This window comes from uncultured Thermosynechococcus sp. (assembly GCF_937958135.1).
GTDB lineage: Bacteria > Cyanobacteriota > Cyanobacteriia > Thermosynechococcales > Thermosynechococcaceae > Thermosynechococcus.
Window position 1 is genome coordinate 1 of the sequence record NZ_CALGOG010000104.1, and the last position, 17,231, is coordinate 17,231.

The window sequence follows — 17,231 nt, forward strand, 5'->3', positions numbered from 1 at the left end:
CGAGGGTAGTATCCCCTAAGATGGGTAACTGCGGGCCGGTGACTGTTTTACTCTTGGGTGGGGCGGAGACAGCCGGAATCTCGGGTGCCGGTAACACCGTGACCATAAAGGCTTGGACTTGGCGGAGATCGCTGTGCTCTAGAGGATCATTGGGGAGGAGGCGGGCTTCCCCAACCATGACCGGATAATTGGCTAAGGGCGTGAGTGTACAGCGAAAAGACCATTTCCCCTCGCGGGCGATCGCCGGCACCGATTGCTCCTGCACCACATCGCGGGTGGCAGGATTGCGCAAACGAATCACCACCGTACCGGGAACTGCCACCGTGCCCTCTAAAACCAGCGTTTCATCGGCAAAGATCGTATAGGCACTTTGGGGCAACTCAATCAGCGTTGTGGGCAGCTCAGCAGGGGAGGGTGCTTGAGGTTGGGAGGGTTCGGCAGCTTTAACTGGCTGCTCTGGAACGGCTGGCAAGGTTTCTGGGGGCGGCAACTCCCACTCTTCGCTCTGGGCAAGGACATCAAGGGCGATCGCAAACCCCTCTGAATCCAGTACCCCCTGTTGTGCCACACGGCATTGAAATTCCCAACGCCCCGGCTGCAAATACGTAAAGGGCAAAATACCCATGAGTCCTGTGGAACTACTCCGATGGGTGCGGCGTTGATAGCGTTGCTTGGGCACGCCTTGGTCATCGTAAAGATGGGTAATTTGCACTTCCACAGAGGCTTCGGCAACAGGACAGCGCGCCATCAAGCGGTAACTGCCCTCCAAAACTTCCGCCGAGGGTGGCTCTAGGGGCAACCACGCGCGATCGCCCTCCTTTTGCAGTAAAAACTCCCATCTGCCCATAGTTCATTTTCACTCTGCCACTGCCTAGGATATTGCACAGAAGACGCTACATTATGCAATCTTCGATGCCAATTTAGACCGCCGGAAATGCCACTTGCACCAATGAAACATCATCACTGCCAAAGGCATGGGCCGCTGCATGGGTCTGCACTTGGGCCATTAATTGGGGCAATGAGGGCACGGAATCTTGGGTGTGGGCAGCCATGAGCAAGGCCCTAAAGGCTTCGAGTCCCCAAACTTTATTGTCGGTTGTTTCAAACTCGTAGATGCCGTCACTAAAGAGGTAGAGAACTGCCGGGCTAGGCACCGCAATCGTTGCTTCCGTGAAGGCCATGTCCGCAAACATGCCAATGGGAATTCCCGGTGTCTTCAGGAAGGTAGCTTGCCATTGGTCAGCCTCACGGGTGAGCAGGAGTGCCGGCGGGTGTCCCCCACTGGCATAGGTCAATTGCCGGGTTTGGCGATCGTACACGCCGTACCAAATCGTGAAATACTTTTCCTGCTGATCTGTCATTTGGAAGCCGCTGTTGAGGGCTTCGAGGACTTGGGCAGGGTGTAGATAATCAAAGCTGCCACTGGTTTGCTCCCGCGTTGTACTGCGCAGCAGGTTCAAGACAGAGACCGAAGGCAGCGCAGCGCCTAAGCCATGTCCTGAAACATCGAGAATGTGGAGCACTAGATAGCGATCGCCGACCCAAAAAAAGTCAAAGCAATCCCCACCTAACTGACTGGAGGGCAAGAAGTAGTAGTTAATCTTACAGGGAGCCTCTTGGGGTGCCGGCAAGAGCGATCGCACATAGGCAGCGGCTTCGTGGAGTTCAGCCTCTAGGAGTTGTTTTTGCTTGAGCAGGTCTTGGTTGAGTTGATAAAGACGCAAGCCTGCTTGAATGCGTGCCCGCAGTTCGTTAGGATCAATGGGCTTTGACAAAAATTCATCGGCACCGGCATCCAAGCCCTGAATGCGGTCTTCCACCTCCCCTTTGGCAGTGAGCAGGACAAAAAAACTGCGGGAGAGTTCCTGATCTTGCTTGATTTGACGGCAGACCTCTAGGCCGTCGAGTTCGGGCATCATCCAATCACAGATGATCAGGGCCGGTTTCTCGGCAGTGGCGATCGCAATCCCCTCGCGGCCATGACTTGCCACGGCGACCTCGTAGCCCAGATCTTTGAGGGTTTTCCGCAGCAAGAGGCGGGTGGTGGGATCATCATCAATAACCAGAATTTGATAGGGCCGGCGATCGCCACTCATAGCCTAATTCTTAAAATCTCCCCCTAGTGTATCCCAAGGGCCTTGGCTATTTTTGTATCCGCTTGGGATCAAGAGCATCCCGCAGGCCATCGCCGACAATGTTGAAACAGAGCACCGTGAGCACAATCAGTGTGGCCGGTGCCCAAACGAGCCACGGCTGCAAGACTAAGATTGAGGCATTCGTGGCCAAAGAGAGCATATTGCCCCAAGAGGGATCCGGCTGCTGAATCCCTAGACCAATGAGGCTCAGGACGGATTCCGCCACAATAAAGCTGGGAATGGAGAGGGTTGCGGCAATAATCACGTAGGTCGCTGTCTGGGGAATAATATGCCGCACAATAATGTAGAGCGATCGCCCCCCCATGAGCTGCGCTGCTTGCACAAAGGCCATCTCCTTGATACTGAGCACTTGACCGCGAATCACCCGAGCCAGCCCCGCCCAATTCACAAAAGCGGTAATAACGGTAATGAGCAGGAAGCGCTCACCACTCCTGAGTCCCGCAGGGAGAACCGCCGCCAGAGCCACCAGCAGATAGATTGTCGGCAGCGTCATCAATACCTCAACGCCCCGCATCAAGACTGCATCTAGCCAGCCGCCAAAGTAGCCAGAAATCGCCCCCACAAGGGTGCCAATGGGAAAGGCGATCGCCACCCCCACAAGGCCAATACTGAGGCTAATGCGGGCACCAAAGAGGAGCCGACTCAACTGATCGCGACCTTGGTCATCCGTTCCTAAAAGATTCAGGTAGCCCTTGCCCACCGTGCCAAAGAGATGGCGATCGCAAGGAAACCCCGCAAAAATCGTCCGTGGCTCGAGTTGGGGATTTGTGAGACTCCAGCGTGTCGGCAGGGGCAAGGTAATTTCCAAGAAGCGGTAGGCGCTGCCCTTGACAAAGAGGCGAATGGGTGAGGGTTCCTCCCAGTCAACGATAAGGGGTCGCTTGCCCGTCTCCAAACTGACAGGCCCCAAGCGGGTGGGATAGACATGGGGACCTATCCACCGACCCGCCGGGGTGCGCCAGTAAATGCGGGTGGGCGGTAACAGGGCACCGTCCACTTGAAAGGCATAGGGACTATAGGGCGCTACAAAGTCAGCGGCAATTGCCAGCAGGTACAGCGTCAGCAACATCCCTAAACTAAACATCACCAGAGGATTACGCCGCAATGTTTGCCAAGGAGTCATTCGTCACTTATCCCCCAGAGTATTGGTACTATACACTAATAATCAATGGATTCTCCGGTGGATTGAATCCCAAAACCTACCCCGTCCCGTGTTTTGGGAGAGGTATTCTGCTGTGCGGTGATGTAATAAAAATTAACAAACTAATACAAAATCACTTTTGTTGTTAAATAGACTTGGTATAATTACCCGATTATATTAATTAATGTAAATTAACGCATTGTTAAAAGGATTACCATATGGATCGAATAAAGAGGTAGCTTAGTACAAATCAATCACTTTAGCGATTTTTTGAAAAACCTAATCGTGAACTATAAAGTATCGGCACCGCCTAATTCAAGAAGAACTCACAGTCCTTTTCGCAAACATGGGATGCAGGAAGGGGGATAATTCTCTTCCACCTTGGCTTTCACAATTTTGAGCGTGTGCCACCGTTGGGAAAAGGTCTGGAGTTACTTTACTGATTGATTTGAATAGCGTTCTGGTAGAGGAAATATAGAGCGGATGGAAAAAAACAAGCCCCTAACTGGTAAAGCACTTCTACAGCGATTAAATGAACTGGGTTCTGTGTCTCCCAAGGAAGCCGCAAAACTCTGTGGCTACTGCCGGATAACAAAATCAGGTGAGGTGCGTGTCAACTTAGGGAAGTTTTATGAGGCGGTACTTGCCGCTAGGGGAATAAAAGTAGAGTCATCGGAAGAAGAGGTCAATCATCAATCAGGACGGGGGCGATCGCCCTCCTATCGGGTCAAAGTGCACCAAAATGGCCAGATTGTCATTGGTTCAGCCTATACAAAAGCCATGAACCTAAAGCCGGGGGACACGTTCAAAATTAAGCAGGGCTATAAACATATTCATCTGTATCTCATAGATGCAGAAGAGGTGGATGGCACTGCAACAGAGTAATCACTGGTTCGCCCTGATTATCGGCAATAGTCGGCAGCACTGGGCGCTCTTTAGCGGTGAGCACTTAAGCCAAACTTGGCACCTCACCCCTGGGGAATTTGCTCACAACCCTGCCCAAGACTATCCCAACCTCCCCTGTTGGGGTGCGAGTGTCGGTTCTCTGCCCCTGCACCAAGTTTATCCAACAGCGATCGCCCTTACCCTGAAGGATATTCCCATTCCGCGGATGTATCCAACCCTAGGCATTGACCGTGCCCTTGCCCTCTGGGGCGCGCTGCAGGTCTATGGCGCACCGGTGTGTGTTGTGGATGCAGGCACTGCTCTAACGCTGACCCTAGCCAACGCTCGTGGCGAATTTGCGGGCGGCGTGATTCTCCCCGGCCTCGGATTAATGGCGCGGGCACTGGCGGAGTACACGGCAGCTCTACCCTGCGTAGCCTTTCCCACAGAAGCCCCGCCCCGTTGGGGCACCACTACCAACACAGCCATTGAAAGCGGTCTTTACTACGGCACTGCCGCCATTTTACACGCCTACCTTGGCGCCTTTTTTGAGGAGTACGCCCAAGGGACGCTGGTTGTGACCGGGGGCGATCGCTCCTTGATTAGTCAACTGTTAAAAACATTTCTAGACCCACACCGCTGGTGCGAGGATGATCATCTTGCCTTTTGGGGTATCCGCGCTCTCCGCAACTCAACCGCTAAGATAGAGATGCAACCAATGGAAAGGATTGACTAATTCAGGCAATGGAGCGGCGTCATGATTTTACGGATTTAGCCTTGGGACTGGTCTCCGCCCAGAGCTTTCCGGCGATCGTTGGCATTGCCGATCACATGCTTAAATCCTCTGATGTGCTCCTTGTGGGCTACGAAAAAATTGGCAGTGGCCACTGTACGGCCATTGTGCGCGGCCGAATTGCCGATGTCCGCCTTGCGGTGGAAGAAGGCGCCGAACGGGCGCAGCAATTTGGTCAAGAACTCAGTACCTTGGTCATTCCAAGGCCGGATCCCAACCTTGAGAAAATTCTCCCCATTGGGAGTCTGCTGGCCCAGATTGCCTCTAAACATCGCGGCCATCGCCTCAGTAGCCATGCAGTTGGTTTATTGGAAACACGGGGATTTCCGGCCATGGTGGGGGCGGCGGATGCCATGCTCAAAGCAGCGGATGTGATGCTGACCGCCTATGAAACCATTGGCGCCGGTCTGTGTACGGCTATTATTCGGGGTACGGCCTCCAATACGGCGATCGCCCTTGAAGCAGGGATGGCAGAAGCCGATCGCATTGGGGAACTCCATGCTGTAATGCTAGTGCCCCGTCCCCTTGAGGATTTGGATCAATCCTTGCCCTTGGCACCGGCTCTGCAAGGCGAGCTGCAACCCCTGCGGCTACCCCTCACCCTCAAGCAAAAAGAGGGCGAACCCCTTGCCCTTCAAGGTACCGCTCAAGAAAGTGTGGCCGTAGCAGCCCCGGCCGAAACGGTGCCCGTCGAACCCCCGGCCAATCCCTGACCCGCAATCCAGCCCGTTGTCCACGCACTTTGTAGGTTAAAACCCCCCGTCACACCATCAATATCGAGAATTTCCCCCGCGAGGAACAGACCTTCCCAGCAACGACTGGCCATTGTCTTGAAATCTACTTCCTTGAGCAACGCCGCCACGGGTGACAAACTCCCCTTTGAAAGTGCCCTGGCCAGCGATCGCGAATGAACCTTGGTGTAACGCCTCCGCCAAGGCCAACAGTTGTTTTTTACTGAGAGGTGCCCAAGGTTGCTCGGCGGGGATTCCCACGGTGGTTGTCCAGTAGCTCCAGAGGCGACGCGGCAAGGGAAAGGGACAATGGTTGGCGATCGCCCGCTTGGGGGCATGGGTACGACAGGCTGCCAACTCCGCTTGAAGCTGCGGCAGCGACAGAGGGGGGAGCCAATTCACAACCAAGGTGCCGCGATAGTGGTGCGCCGCCAAGGCATGCGTCTCCCATGCCGAGAGTTTCAAGACCACAGAGCCACTGAAGCCCCCGCGCCTCAAACCAGGCGATTGTGTCTTGGGGTTGAAAGCGACTAAAGGCACCCCGTAAGGCCTGACCGCCACGGGGTATAGTGTTGCACAACGGCGACGGATTAAAACAGTGGTGGGTGACACTACAGCGGCCACCGCCAGAGATGCGGACTTTATTCAGTGCCGTTGTCCCAGCTTCTAAAATAGTCACGCGATCGCGGGGATTCGCCGTAGCACAGGCGATTGCCCCTAAAAATCCAGCGGCACCACTGCCGATAACCAAAATGTGCCGACCCACGATCAAGATTCCAAGGGCGAAGGATGGGTATTTTCATCTTTGCCGTTGCGATCGCGCGCCCAGTGAAGCTGCTGATGCAACCGCCCCACAGCAATCCCCTCTGCGGCCATGAGGTTGAGCACCCGCCGCCGAAACTCCCGCCCCACAGCCCATTGTTGTCCCGCTTGTGTCTTAATCCAGATGCGCACGAGTAAGCCACTGGCGGTAATCTGATCAATCCCTAAAATCTCCGGTTGCTCCAACATCTTGAGTTGCCACTCAGGTTCTTCGTAAAAACGGATACTTAGGTCATTGAGCAAGGACAACAGGCGATCGGGATTGGTCCCCACATCTACCCACAGTTCAAGATTCACCCGCGACCAAGTACGGGTTAAATTGGCCACCTTGGTAATCGTACTATTGGGAATGGTAATCAGCTTACCCTCCGCGTTGCGCAACTGCGTAATGCGTAAATTCAAGTTTTCCACCATGCCTGAATAGGGTTCAATTTCCACCACATCGCCAATGCCGTACTGATCCTCCCAGACAATGAGCAGACCATTGATGATGTCCTTGATCAAGTTTTGTGACCCCAAGGAAATGGCCAAGGCTAAAAAGCCTCCCACCGCCAAGATGGAGGAAACCGGCATCCCTAAAGAGCCAAGGATGACTACGAGTCGAGTGAGATAGATCACGGCGGTCTTACAACTGCGCATCACCTCCACCGTGGTGCTCACCCGCAGGGTTCTGCGCTGCGTATCGGCAAACCTGAGCAGATTATTTTGCTCCCAGAATACCCGAAGGCGATCAAAAGCCAAGTCAGCAAATTGATTCAGCAGCCCCGTGCCAAACCACACCACCATCCACAGAATGGGCAGGCCATAGACTTGGGAACTTAGCCAGCGGGTCATGGGAAAGAGGCGCAAAATTGCCGCTAAACCAAGCAGCCACAGAGCGACTTGTCCCCACAACAGCAGATACCGCACGAGGCTAATCAGCTGGATGCGTTGCTTGAGAAAGAACTGGTGTTGTAGATGCGGCAGGAGAGATAAAACCCACTCTGGTTCTGGGGTTTCAGGGGGAGTTGTGTCGAGTTGCTGTTGCAGATGCTGGCGTTGCCGAATAAGAAACCGCTGCACAATCCATAAGATTAAACTTGCCCCTGCCACTGTGAAAAAGGTAAGAACGGCCTGCTTAGCTTGCGCCACCAACGCTGCATAGGTGCGTTCCTGAATTGCTCGGTTCATCTGCTCTTGCAAAATATCCCGCCACTGCTGCGCGAGGGTGTCGGGAGGCAGTTGATGGTAGTCGCTGTCGGCTTCTGTTACCGTCAGCAGGCGAGTGGTGCGTTCGGCTTGACCAATGCGGGCACTGATGACCAGCACATTATTGAGGCGGGCAACACCGATGTTCACCAATTCTGGCGATCGCCGTCTGCGGTCAAGGGCACTGTGGAGCACCCGCCGTAGATTGGATTGAATGAGTTCGGCTCGCACTTCAACGGGAATTACATTGCCGGGATGGGCGCGATCGCGAACCGTCGGCGCAGCAATTGTAAAAAGACTACTGCCATCAAAGCGGACATCGGTAATTTCCAGTTCACCAAGGCGGGTGACGCCGGGGGGTGTAGGGACAACTGGGGTTTGGCTAATTCCCGGTAGCGCAACCTGAGCAACACTGATCCACGGGGAGAGAAGGGTGAAAAAAAACGCCACGAGGGCAATCGCCCCCCACCGCCATCGTCGTTGATGCACGTTGATCATCCGCTCGTACTGATCTGTAGAGCCACAATTGCCAAAGCTATCCTCTGGCCTTTTGAAGGACTCACTCAGCTCAAGGTTCCCGAGGGGCGATCGCCAAAATTGCCGGGAACGCGCTCCCTCGCCACATCGCGAATCAAGGCAAGACGCGAGGCAATGTAGCACTCCAGATGATGGCGCTGGCTGTGCTCGAGGGGATACACATCACTAAACTGTGCCACCAGCCATCCCTGTAGGGTGTGGTCATCCATGCTCAACAATCGTCCCACCTGTGCTTGCTCAACAAAGTGCCAGAACTGCCGAAGGAGAGAGGGGGTCATACTTGCCCTCCTTTTAAGGTTTTCTTTAGATTTTGCCTCTCTACTACCATACGTTGCCCCTTGGCAATTGGGGCGGAATCTGCCAAAGCTGCAATTAAAGTTAGGAAATCCACATTAAGTAATGTAAATTTCTGTTGTGTTTTCTAAAGCCCCTCTGCCTACCCACCTCTGATGCTTTGGGGAGAAATCCCTAACGGTAGGGCGGTGAACCGCTAAAATAATAAGGCTTTACCAATATACTCACAAACCATTGGGGTCTATGCGCACACACTACTGTGGCGATGTTCGGCTAACGGATGTCGGAACAAGGGTCACCCTCTACGGTTGGGTGGATCGGCGGCGAGATCACGGCGGCGTTATCTTTATTGATTTGCGCGATCGCTCCGGCATTGTCCAAATTGTCAGTGACCCCCAGCGTACTCCCGATGCCTATGCTCAAGCCGATCGCCTGCGCAGTGAGTATGTGGTGAAAGTCATTGGTCGGGTCAGCCAGCGTCCGGCGGAGTCTGTCAATCCGAAATTGGCCACGGGCGACGTTGAGATCTACGCCGATCACATTGAGGTGCTCAATACGGTGCGCCAGCAACTCCCCTTTGCCATCTCCAGCAGCGAGAATGAACAGGTGCGCGAAGAGGTGCGGCTGCGCTACCGCTACCTTGATCTGCGGCGGGAACGGATGGCCAGAAATTTGCAGTTGCGCCATCGGGTTGTTCAAGCTATGCGGCGGTTCCTCGAGGATGAGGCGGGTTTTATTGAAGTGGAAACGCCCATTCTCACCCGCTCGACGCCGGAGGGTGCCCGCGATTACTTAGTGCCCAGTCGCGTGAATCCGGGGGAATGGTTTGCTCTTCCCCAGTCGCCCCAATTATTCAAGCAGTTGTTGATGGTGGCGGGGTGCGATCGCTACTACCAGATTGCCCGCTGCTTTCGCGATGAAGACCTGCGTGCCGATCGCCAACCCGAATTTACCCAACTGGACATGGAAATGAGCTTCATGGATCAAGACGAAATTCTTGATCTCAACGAAGCCCTCATTTGCCACATTTTCAAAACCGTAAAGGGGATTGATCTACCCCGCCCCTTTCCCCGCTTGACTTATCAAGAGGCCATGGATCGCTATGGCACCGATAAGCCCGACACCCGCTATGGCCTCGAACTCGTAGATGTCTCTGATATTCTCAAAGACTGCGGTTTCAAGGTCTTTAGTGGGGCGATCGCCCAAGGGGGGGTGGTGAAAATTTTGCCCATTCCCCACGGCAACGATCGCATCTCCAATGTGCGGATTAAACCCGGCGGCGATCTCTTCCAAGAGGCCACTGCTGCCGGTGCCAAAGGGCTGGCCTACATTCGTGTTCGCGATAACGGCGAGATTGACACGATTGGCGCCATCAAGGACAACCTTTCCTCAGAGCAAAAGGCCACGCTTCTAGAGCGCACCGGTGCCCAGCCGGGGCATTTACTCCTCTTTGGGGCCGGGGACACCGGAACCGTCAATAAAACCCTCGATCGCCTGCGCCAGACCATTGCCCGCGAATTTAATCTCATTGATCCTACGGCGTTCCATCTTCTGTGGGTAGTTGATTTTCCCATGTTCGAGTGGAATGCCGAAGAAAAGCGCCTTGAGGCGCTGCACCATCCTTTTACTGCTCCTCATCCCGCTGACTTGGATGATCTCAAAACCGCCCGTGCCCAAGCCTATGACCTGATCTTCAACGGCTACGAAGTGGGCGGCGGCAGTTTGCGCATCTATCAGTCGGAGTTACAGCGCCGCGTCTTTGAAACCATTGGCCTTGATGAAGCGGCGGCTCAAGAAAAATTTGGTTTTCTGTTGGAGGCCTTTGAATTTGGCGCTCCTCCCCACGGCGGCATTGCCTATGGTCTAGATCGTCTCGTCATGCTCCTAGCGGGTGAAGACTCCATCCGCGACACGATCGCCTTCCCGAAAACCCAGCAAGCGCGTTGTCTCCTCACCGGTGCCCCCAGCCCCGTGGAACCGCAGCAACTCAAGGAACTCCATGTGACGCCCGCCAAAGCCGCAAAAAAAGTCTAGGCACGCAGATGCGTTGGCCGATTCCATACTCCCTCTGGCAGCCACTCTCCCTTAAGCTGCCGCACGTCCTCAATCCTCATGAGGTACGCCCCTGCCGTGCCTAGGGGGTGATAATTCAGGTCATACACCGGCACTTCTTGGCGAGTATAGGGATTCAGGTGGGGAGGCAACTGAGGGTTATAGCCTTCAAAGGCATCGAGTCGCGCCAATACGTTGGGAGGGGGGTCATCAAAGATCAATAACTCTCCCCGTACCCACCCTTCTTCAGCCGTGAGAGCGGGATACCCCATTGGCAGATGATAAAGGCGGCCTCTTACCAACGCCGGTTGATGCTCACTTAGCCAAGGCCGACAGAGGGTGTCATGGGGTTGATAGCCGGGTTTGAGGGTGCCATAGACAAAAAGGCGTAGTAGCGTCATGTTGTCAAGGAATAAGTCAATTAGCGAGTTTCATATAGGTTTGCCCTGACGAATTCCAAACTGCCGTCGGCAATTAACTGCACAGCGATCGCCAGAATAAAAAATCCGAGAATCCGGGTGAGTGCCCCCACACCAGTTTTGCCCCACTTTCGCAGGAGTCGTTCGCCCAAAGCAAGGCAAACATAGACCACACCGCCAAAAAGACCAATCCCCAGCACACAACCAAGATACTCTTCCCAAACTTGGCAGCGCGTGGATAGGGTCATGGTCACGCCGATCGCCCCCGGCCCACTAATCAAAGGAACAGCCATTGGTGTAAACGTAATATCCTCTTTGTCAATTGCTTCTGCGTGCTCCTGAAACGTCAAGCGTTGGTGAGAAGTTACCATTTGCCAAGCAGTGTGAGCCACAATCAGTCCTCCCGCAATACGCACCACAGCTAAGGAAATTCCGAAGAAGCTGAGGATAAACTTACCCACCAGAAAGAATGTGACTAAAACGGCAAAGACATTGAAGGCAATTTGTTGAGCTTCTTGGCGACGGTATTTGGCGGGATGTTTCGCCGTAAGAGTACAAAAGATGGGAATGGCACCAATGGGATCGGCAATTGGAAACAAGGCAGCCAGGGTTCCCAGCAAAAAAGAGAAGGTTGGATGTACCATTGATGTTTTTTGCAAAAATCAAGTATTGAGCACAGCAATAATCTCATGGCTAATGGAGCGCAGTTGATTGCGCAGGTCTGCGCTGGGAAGATTGTGCCCGCTAAACACCCCCTGACCAATACTGCTGAAACGCCACTGCTCACTCATATAGCTAAAACCCACAATCTCTAGACCAATGGCACGGCGGCGAGGAGAGTCTGGATCGCCATGGAGGCGGATTTGCAGGAGTAAACTGCGGGCTTGCCAGCGGCGACTCCAACCGGGGAGGTGAAAGCCAATGTCAATTGAATCCGGATCCACCCAGTGGCGGGTGTGGGGGTCATCGGCCCAAGGGTGCAGGTCTGCCCGCAGATCGGGACTGCACTGCTTGAAGAGGTGGAGGATCGCTCCCAATTTACTGGCCATCTGCACCGTCACTGCCTGCTCTGCTGCATTCACTGCGGTTCTCTCCACAACACTGTTGTTCCCAAGGTTAGCGAGGGGAAACGGCTTGATCAACTTTAGGGGTGGGTGGGGGTGCTAAGGGACGCTCAAGGCGGGGTTGCCCCACCGAGTAGCTCAGGGCATAGCTTTGCACCAAAAGCCAAAACCACAGTTGCGGTGCCAAGGGTTCAAGCCACGGTTGACACCAGCGTATCAAGGGGGGAAGCCAGAAACCAAAGAGGGCATGGTACAGGGCATCTAAGCTAAAACTGAGGTAGCTGTGCAGCCAACGCAGCAGATCCCAAGGCCCCACCATTTCGTAGATCCACCAGAGAAGGCCGGGATTTTGCCAAGCAGCTCGCAGTGCCATGCGGTTAAAGGGAAGCCAACCGGTGCGGTCTTTAATAAAGCGATCAGCCAGTTCCGGCGATTCTTGCCCAAGGATGCCAAAGAAGGTGTTGAGCATGGCATTGACGCGCGCCGGGGGGAGGGGGCGATCGCTAGGCACCATCATTCCCCGCGAAAAGAGCCAAGTCACGGCTGTATTGCTTTGGTAGGCGCGAATTTGGTTGAGGAATGGTTGTTGCACAAGGTCGTGACGCAGGGCGGTGTCCAGCAGATCCGTCAAGCGCGGCAGGTTGCGCACCAGGGAGCCAAAACCGGTAAATACCAAGGGAGACTGGAGCGAGGCGGCATCCCCAATGGCCAAGACGCGATCAAAGGCCACGGCGCGATCGCCCCGATGGTGGCTAAAGTAGCCGGGAATGTAACCAAAGGTCGGTTTGACCCAAGTCAGTTGGTCTAAATCGCAGCGGCGGTACTCCGGCAAAATCGTAAAGAAGTCTTCGTAAAGTTCCAGTAAAGAGCCGGGAAACGCTGGCTGAATGCGGTGGTAGTGAAAAAGATAAATCGTGCGCTCTTCCCCTGATCCCGGAAACAGTTCCCAAATGAGTTGCCGTCCTCGGGAAATATCGCCATGGCTAAAGAGCACATCGCCGTAATCGCCATCCCAAACTTGCGGGGCAATTCCTTTGACGATCGCTCCCACGGTGGGACACACGCTATCAAAAGCCCGACCGCCGTTGAGTTGCCGCGCAATGGGGGAGGCAGTACCCATCGCATCCACCAGAACACGGGCGATCGCCTGTCGCGGTGCTTGGGTCTGGCGATGCTGTGCTTGCACCACCACACCATTGGGATGAATCGTGGCCCTCTCAAATTCCGTCCAATCCCAAATCTCACCGCCCGCTTGGCGCAGTTTCTCTCCACATAGATGCAAGAATTTTGCCGAGTCGAGGGCAATGTTGAGCACGGTTGGGGTGTGCAGTACAGGTGCCCGACAATGGGGAGGGCTAGTGGCATCAAAGAACTTGTTAAAGCCATCGCGGTACTCGCGGGCAATCAGGCTCTCAAACTCCGCAGCCGTAAACAAGCCCAGATCAATCAGGCTCTGAAATTCCATGCGGGAGATATTCCACTCGCGATTCATACGGCCAAACGGCAACCGTTCAATCACCAGCACCCGATAGCCCAACCGCGCCATCACTGCTGCATGAACCACCCCCAAAGCGCCCCCCACATAGACTAAGTCATAGCTCGGCGTCTCACAAAGCGTTGTTGCCCTGTGCAGAACAGGAACAGGGGGAGTGGGCTGTTGTACCCCTTGACGCCAGCGCTGTTCCCACCAATAGACGCGCTCTAGATCTGCCTCACCTTGGGGCATGCGTTGGAAGTATTTCACCGTCAGCGGATAGCGATCGGCCAAGGCTTCAAAAATGCTCTGGCCCGCAGGCCAAGGGGGGAGAACCTCAGGTTGCAGAGGAAAGGCCAAACGCAGCGCTCGCTGGAGTTGTTGGACACAGGCACGCTCCTGGGGAAAAGGCTGCTCTCCCCAGCGCATCACCTTGAGATACGTAGTACGCTGCACACTCCAAAAAAAAATGGCGAGTTCTGTAGGACTATTGGGAACCTGCCAACAGCCGCCACTGCTTTTGGGGACAAGGGTGCCTAAACGTGGCTGAAAAGTGTGGTGTAGCCAGCGAATGACTGCTGGGGTATCGGGCGTGGGTACCTCAAGGTATAGGAGTTCTTGCATTTTGTTTCAAAAGTCTGCTAGGGAGCTTGACAAGGGCACAATTTGGCGTAAACTGCACTGTACTAAACAGTTTAAGAGAGTTTACGATTTCTCAGAATTCCCCTGTTGCCCTATGCATTATCCCATTCCAAGGACTCTTGAAGAAATGGCGGCCCTCAGCCAGCAGCCGGTTAGTGAAGAGGTGGTTGCCGCAGCGATCGCCGGCGTAACTATGATTTGCCGTGCCCAAGGCCACAGTCTGGCCCAGATTCAGGAATGGGTACTTGCAGAGGATGACCTACTGGATCGCAAAACACGTCAATGGCTCAGTGAAGCCGTAGAAGTTGCGTGGTTAACCATTGATACCGTCGCAGTGACGACTCGCCGTGAGGGCGATTGCTAGGGCATCAGCAGCATCATCGGGCTGGGGTAGGTGGCTGAGATGGAGTTCCCGTTGCACCGCCTGTTGCATGTCCATTTTCGTGGCATTGCCATAGCCGGTGAGAGCTTGCTTCACTTGGGGAGGAGTGAATTCCATGAGGGGACAGTGGAGTTGACTGAGCACTAAAAGAATCACACCCCGCGCTTGAGCAACCAGAATTGTGTGACTCATTTTGTAGAAGAAGAGCCGCTCCAAAGCCACCCAATCCGGTTGGAGGGCGGGAATGAGGGTGTGCAGATCGCTGTAGAGACTCTGGAGGCGATCGCCCATGGGGGTATGGGCAGGGGTAGTGATGACGCCAAAATCACACACTTGGCAGGTGTTGCCCTGCACCTCAATACAGCCATAGCCAAGGGTAGCAAGGCCGGGGTCTAAGCCAAGGATGCGCACACCTTCTAGTTTGCAATGCCGGTCAACAGATCTAAAATCGGCTTCGCCATCCAGTGTAGCCCCACCTTCAGTTGGTGTTCTAGGGTAGGCATGCGGTAGAGATAAGCCAGTCGCCGCGCCAAGTAGGCCAGCGGGCCATCAAGGGTCAGTCCCAGACCGGCCAAGGCGGCGCGATCGGTGCCCAGGGTGAGCATTTCACCGAGGTGGGAATAACGACAGGGAAGGAGGGGGCGATCGCTCAGACTTGCCCAAAGATTCCAAGCGGCATAATCTGCCTGCTGGAACGCCGCTTGGGCTGTGTGGGGAATGGCTTGTCCTTGGTCATCCACCGCATCCGCAGCGTCTCCAAGGGCAAAAATCTCTGGGTGATCCAAAACTTGGAGTGTGGGCATCACCTGAAGGCGACCCGTCGCTGTTTTGGGCAAGTCAAGGGCAGCAATCACGGGTGAAACCGCTGTCCCCACCGTCCACAGCACAATATCCACAGGCAGCTCATCCACGCGGTCTTTGTATTGCAGCGAAATGCGATCTGCTGTCACCGCCACAGGGGTTGTCTCTAAATCAATCCACACCCCACGGTCTTCGAGGGCGCGCAGAGCCGCCCTGCGATTAAACTTTGGGGAAGACTTGAGAATCTCAGGGTTGCGATCCACAAGGCGAATGCGCCCGCGGCTCCCCAAGCGCTCTGCGAGTTTACAGGCCAATTCCACCCCACTTGGCCCTGCACCCACCACCACAACCCGAATGCGATCGCGATCGGAGCGCTCGCACCGTTGCAGCACCTCCTCTAGGCGGTAAGCATCCCCAAGGGTACGGAAGGTCAAGGCGTACTCCGCCACACCGGGGATGCTATTCTTTGGGGTTTCCCCCCCTAGGGCGAGAACCAGTTTTTCATAGGTGAGAGGGTTGCCCTCGCTCAAGTGCACCGTTTTTGTCTTGAGATCGACAGCGGCCACCGTTCCCTGATGAAAAACCACGGGAGTCTCCTTGAGCAACTCCACAAAAGGCGGCGCAATTTCCCATGCCTGTAGCTCCCCAGTAATCAGTTCATAGAGCAGGGGGGTAAACACAAAGCGATCGCTGTGATCGACAAGGGTGATCTCTGGAGAGGAATCCCAAGGGAATTGGGCAAGTCGTAGGGCGGTATAAAGCCCACCAAAGCCACCACCGAGAATGCAAATTTGACTAGTCACTGCTGATTCTGTCATGACGCTGTCCCCCTCAGTATAACTTGCGCCCCTGTGAGGTCAGCAATTTGTGGCACGGCTAGAGTCGCGTTCAGGGTCGGATCCGGCAACAATGGGCGATCGCGCCGCAGCCAAATTGCTTGCAGACCAGCGCCTTGGGCACCGAGAACATCCTCCTCCCAACTATCGCCAATATGCCACACCTGAGAGGTCGGATAGGGGGTCACTGCCCGCTCAAAGATGAGTCGATCCGGTTTTGCCGCTCCCACTTCACTGGAAATCCATACCCCCTTAAAAAACGGCACTAACCCCAAGGTCTCTAAAATACCGTACAAACGGCTATCAAAATTTGACACCACCCTCAAGGGAATGCCCTGCGCTTGCCAATCTGTCAAAACAGGTAAGACATCCCCATAAAGCACCCACGGTTCAGCCGTGGCATAGTAGGCAAAGACCGGGGCAAAAAACGTATCAAAATCGGCAAATTGATCCAGCACGCCCGCACGTCGAAACGTGTCTGCCGCAACCGCTTGCCACCATTTGAATTCAGCCTCTGAGCGTTGGGGGGCCTCCAGATAAGGAAAAGCACAAGGGGGGGCAGCCTTAAAGGCCTGAAAAAACGCCACATCCAGTGCTGCTGGATCCACTTGAACCCCCACTGCCGCAGCAAAACGGCCATAGGTAGTACCTACGGATTCCCTGAGGCCGAAGAGCGTCCCAACCGCATCGAGGGTAATGAGTTGAGGCGGCTCAAGCGGGCGCATCGGAACTGGCATCCACGACAGGGGGAGAAGCGGCTTGCTGGGCACGTCGCTTGCGTTCTTGCTCCACCAGTTCCTTCATTAGACTGCGAGCCTGATTCATTTTGTCAAGGTTACTGCGGTAGAGTTCAAGATCGCGCTTGACTCTCTCAATGGGTAGTTTAACCAGCGGTGCCAATTGATCCAATGTTTCATTGAGATTTGCTGTTACATTCCCCGCCAACTGCTGCAAAAAGGCATACAGTCCCACGGCATGGAGGCGGCTATATTTCCCCTCATGGTTGAGGCTGTG

Annotated in this window: 17 protein-coding genes and 2 pseudogenes; 5 read left to right on the forward strand and 14 right to left on the reverse strand. The window is 54.7% G+C overall.

Features of this window, described 5'->3' with window-relative positions:
• The 3 genes and pseudogenes from Q0711_RS11440 to Q0711_RS11450 form a co-directional block, all read right to left on the reverse strand.
• Positions 1 to 847: pseudogene (locus Q0711_RS11440) on the reverse strand (hypothetical protein); the annotation flags it as partial.
• A gap of 73 nt (positions 848 to 920) precedes the next feature.
• Positions 921 to 2,096 carry a SpoIIE family protein phosphatase gene (locus Q0711_RS11445; protein WP_299042661.1) on the reverse strand — a complete coding sequence of 392 codons (1,176 nt, stop codon included), beginning with the start codon at positions 2,094 to 2,096 and terminating at the stop codon, positions 921 to 923.
• Between the two features lie 46 nt (positions 2,097 to 2,142).
• A complete protein-coding gene (locus Q0711_RS11450) occupies positions 2,143 to 3,279 on the reverse strand; it encodes an ABC transporter permease (RefSeq protein WP_298616124.1) in 1,137 nt (378 codons plus the stop codon).
• A gap of 501 nt (positions 3,280 to 3,780) precedes the next feature.
• Between Q0711_RS11450 and Q0711_RS11455 the strand changes: the two genes are divergently transcribed.
• The 3 genes from Q0711_RS11455 to Q0711_RS11465 are packed head-to-tail and all read left to right on the forward strand — an operon-like array spanning position 3,781 to position 5,688.
• A complete protein-coding gene (locus Q0711_RS11455; protein ID WP_298616126.1) occupies positions 3,781 to 4,182 on the forward strand; it encodes an AbrB family transcriptional regulator in 402 nt (133 codons plus the stop codon).
• Positions 4,163 to 4,918, forward strand: coding sequence for a pantothenate kinase (locus Q0711_RS11460; RefSeq protein WP_298616129.1), 756 nt, complete (start codon positions 4,163 to 4,165; stop codon positions 4,916 to 4,918). The genes Q0711_RS11455 and Q0711_RS11460 overlap by 20 nt, the downstream gene beginning before the upstream one ends.
• 8 nt (positions 4,919 to 4,926) lie before the next feature.
• Entirely contained in the window at positions 4,927 to 5,688 is a 762-nt protein-coding gene (locus Q0711_RS11465; RefSeq protein ID WP_298616131.1) for a BMC domain-containing protein, read from the forward strand.
• Here Q0711_RS11465 and Q0711_RS11470 read toward each other — a convergent pair.
• The 3 genes and pseudogenes from Q0711_RS11470 to Q0711_RS11480 form a co-directional block, all read right to left on the reverse strand.
• Positions 5,622 to 6,472: pseudogene (locus Q0711_RS11470) on the reverse strand (NAD(P)/FAD-dependent oxidoreductase). The gene Q0711_RS11465 and the pseudogene Q0711_RS11470 overlap by 67 nt on opposite strands.
• A gap of 2 nt (positions 6,473 to 6,474) precedes the next feature.
• Complete coding sequence (locus Q0711_RS11475; RefSeq protein ID WP_298616134.1) at positions 6,475 to 8,214, reverse strand: mechanosensitive ion channel family protein; 1,740 nt, start codon at positions 8,212 to 8,214, stop codon at positions 6,475 to 6,477.
• Between the two features lie 65 nt (positions 8,215 to 8,279).
• Entirely contained in the window at positions 8,280 to 8,531 is a 252-nt protein-coding gene (locus Q0711_RS11480) for a hypothetical protein (protein WP_298616136.1), read from the reverse strand.
• A gap of 259 nt (positions 8,532 to 8,790) precedes the next feature.
• On the opposite strand from Q0711_RS11480, the gene aspS reads away from it, so the two are divergent.
• Positions 8,791 to 10,581, forward strand: coding sequence for an aspartate--tRNA ligase (gene aspS / locus Q0711_RS11485; RefSeq protein ID WP_298616138.1), 1,791 nt, complete (start codon positions 8,791 to 8,793; stop codon positions 10,579 to 10,581).
• Here the strand turns inward: aspS and Q0711_RS11490 are convergent.
• The 4 genes from Q0711_RS11490 to Q0711_RS11505 are packed head-to-tail and all read right to left on the reverse strand — an operon-like array spanning position 10,578 to position 14,180.
• Positions 10,578 to 11,000, reverse strand: a complete 423-nt coding sequence (locus tag Q0711_RS11490) for a gamma-glutamylcyclotransferase family protein (protein WP_298616140.1) — start codon at positions 10,998 to 11,000, stop codon at positions 10,578 to 10,580. The two genes, aspS and Q0711_RS11490, sit on opposite strands and share 4 nt — an antisense overlap.
• Positions 11,001 to 11,020: 20 nt before the next feature.
• Positions 11,021 to 11,662 (reverse strand): NAAT family transporter, encoded by a 642-nt coding sequence (locus tag Q0711_RS11495; protein ID WP_298617801.1) that lies wholly within the window; start codon positions 11,660 to 11,662, stop codon positions 11,021 to 11,023.
• 18 nt (positions 11,663 to 11,680) lie between these two features.
• Complete coding sequence (locus Q0711_RS11500) at positions 11,681 to 12,115, reverse strand: hypothetical protein (RefSeq protein WP_298616144.1); 435 nt, start codon at positions 12,113 to 12,115, stop codon at positions 11,681 to 11,683.
• A 19-nt stretch (positions 12,116 to 12,134) separates the two neighbouring features.
• On the reverse strand, positions 12,135 to 14,180 hold the full coding sequence (locus tag Q0711_RS11505; RefSeq protein ID WP_298616147.1) for a flavin-dependent dehydrogenase: 2,046 nt from the start codon (positions 14,178 to 14,180) through the stop codon (positions 12,135 to 12,137).
• A gap of 112 nt (positions 14,181 to 14,292) precedes the next feature.
• Here Q0711_RS11505 and Q0711_RS11510 point away from each other — a divergent pair, with 112 nt between their 5' ends.
• Positions 14,293 to 14,562, forward strand: coding sequence for a hypothetical protein (locus Q0711_RS11510; RefSeq protein WP_298616149.1), 270 nt, complete (start codon positions 14,293 to 14,295; stop codon positions 14,560 to 14,562).
• Here Q0711_RS11510 and ruvC read toward each other — a convergent pair.
• The 4 genes from ruvC to Q0711_RS11530 form a co-directional block, all read right to left on the reverse strand.
• Complete coding sequence (gene ruvC, locus Q0711_RS11515; RefSeq protein ID WP_298616151.1) at positions 14,512 to 14,991, reverse strand: crossover junction endodeoxyribonuclease RuvC; 480 nt, start codon at positions 14,989 to 14,991, stop codon at positions 14,512 to 14,514. The genes Q0711_RS11510 and ruvC overlap by 51 nt on opposite strands.
• 5 nt (positions 14,992 to 14,996) lie before the next feature.
• On the reverse strand, positions 14,997 to 16,199 hold the full coding sequence (locus Q0711_RS11520) for an NAD(P)/FAD-dependent oxidoreductase (protein ID WP_298616153.1): 1,203 nt from the start codon (positions 16,197 to 16,199) through the stop codon (positions 14,997 to 14,999).
• Positions 16,196 to 16,942 (reverse strand): HAD family hydrolase, encoded by a 747-nt coding sequence (locus tag Q0711_RS11525; protein WP_298617805.1) that lies wholly within the window; start codon positions 16,940 to 16,942, stop codon positions 16,196 to 16,198. The genes Q0711_RS11520 and Q0711_RS11525 overlap by 4 nt, the downstream gene beginning before the upstream one ends.
• Positions 16,929 to 17,231, reverse strand: a 303-nt coding sequence (locus tag Q0711_RS11530; protein WP_298616158.1) for a photosystem II biogenesis protein Psp29, incomplete at its 5' end; no start/stop codon positions are given. The genes Q0711_RS11525 and Q0711_RS11530, both read right to left, overlap by 14 nt.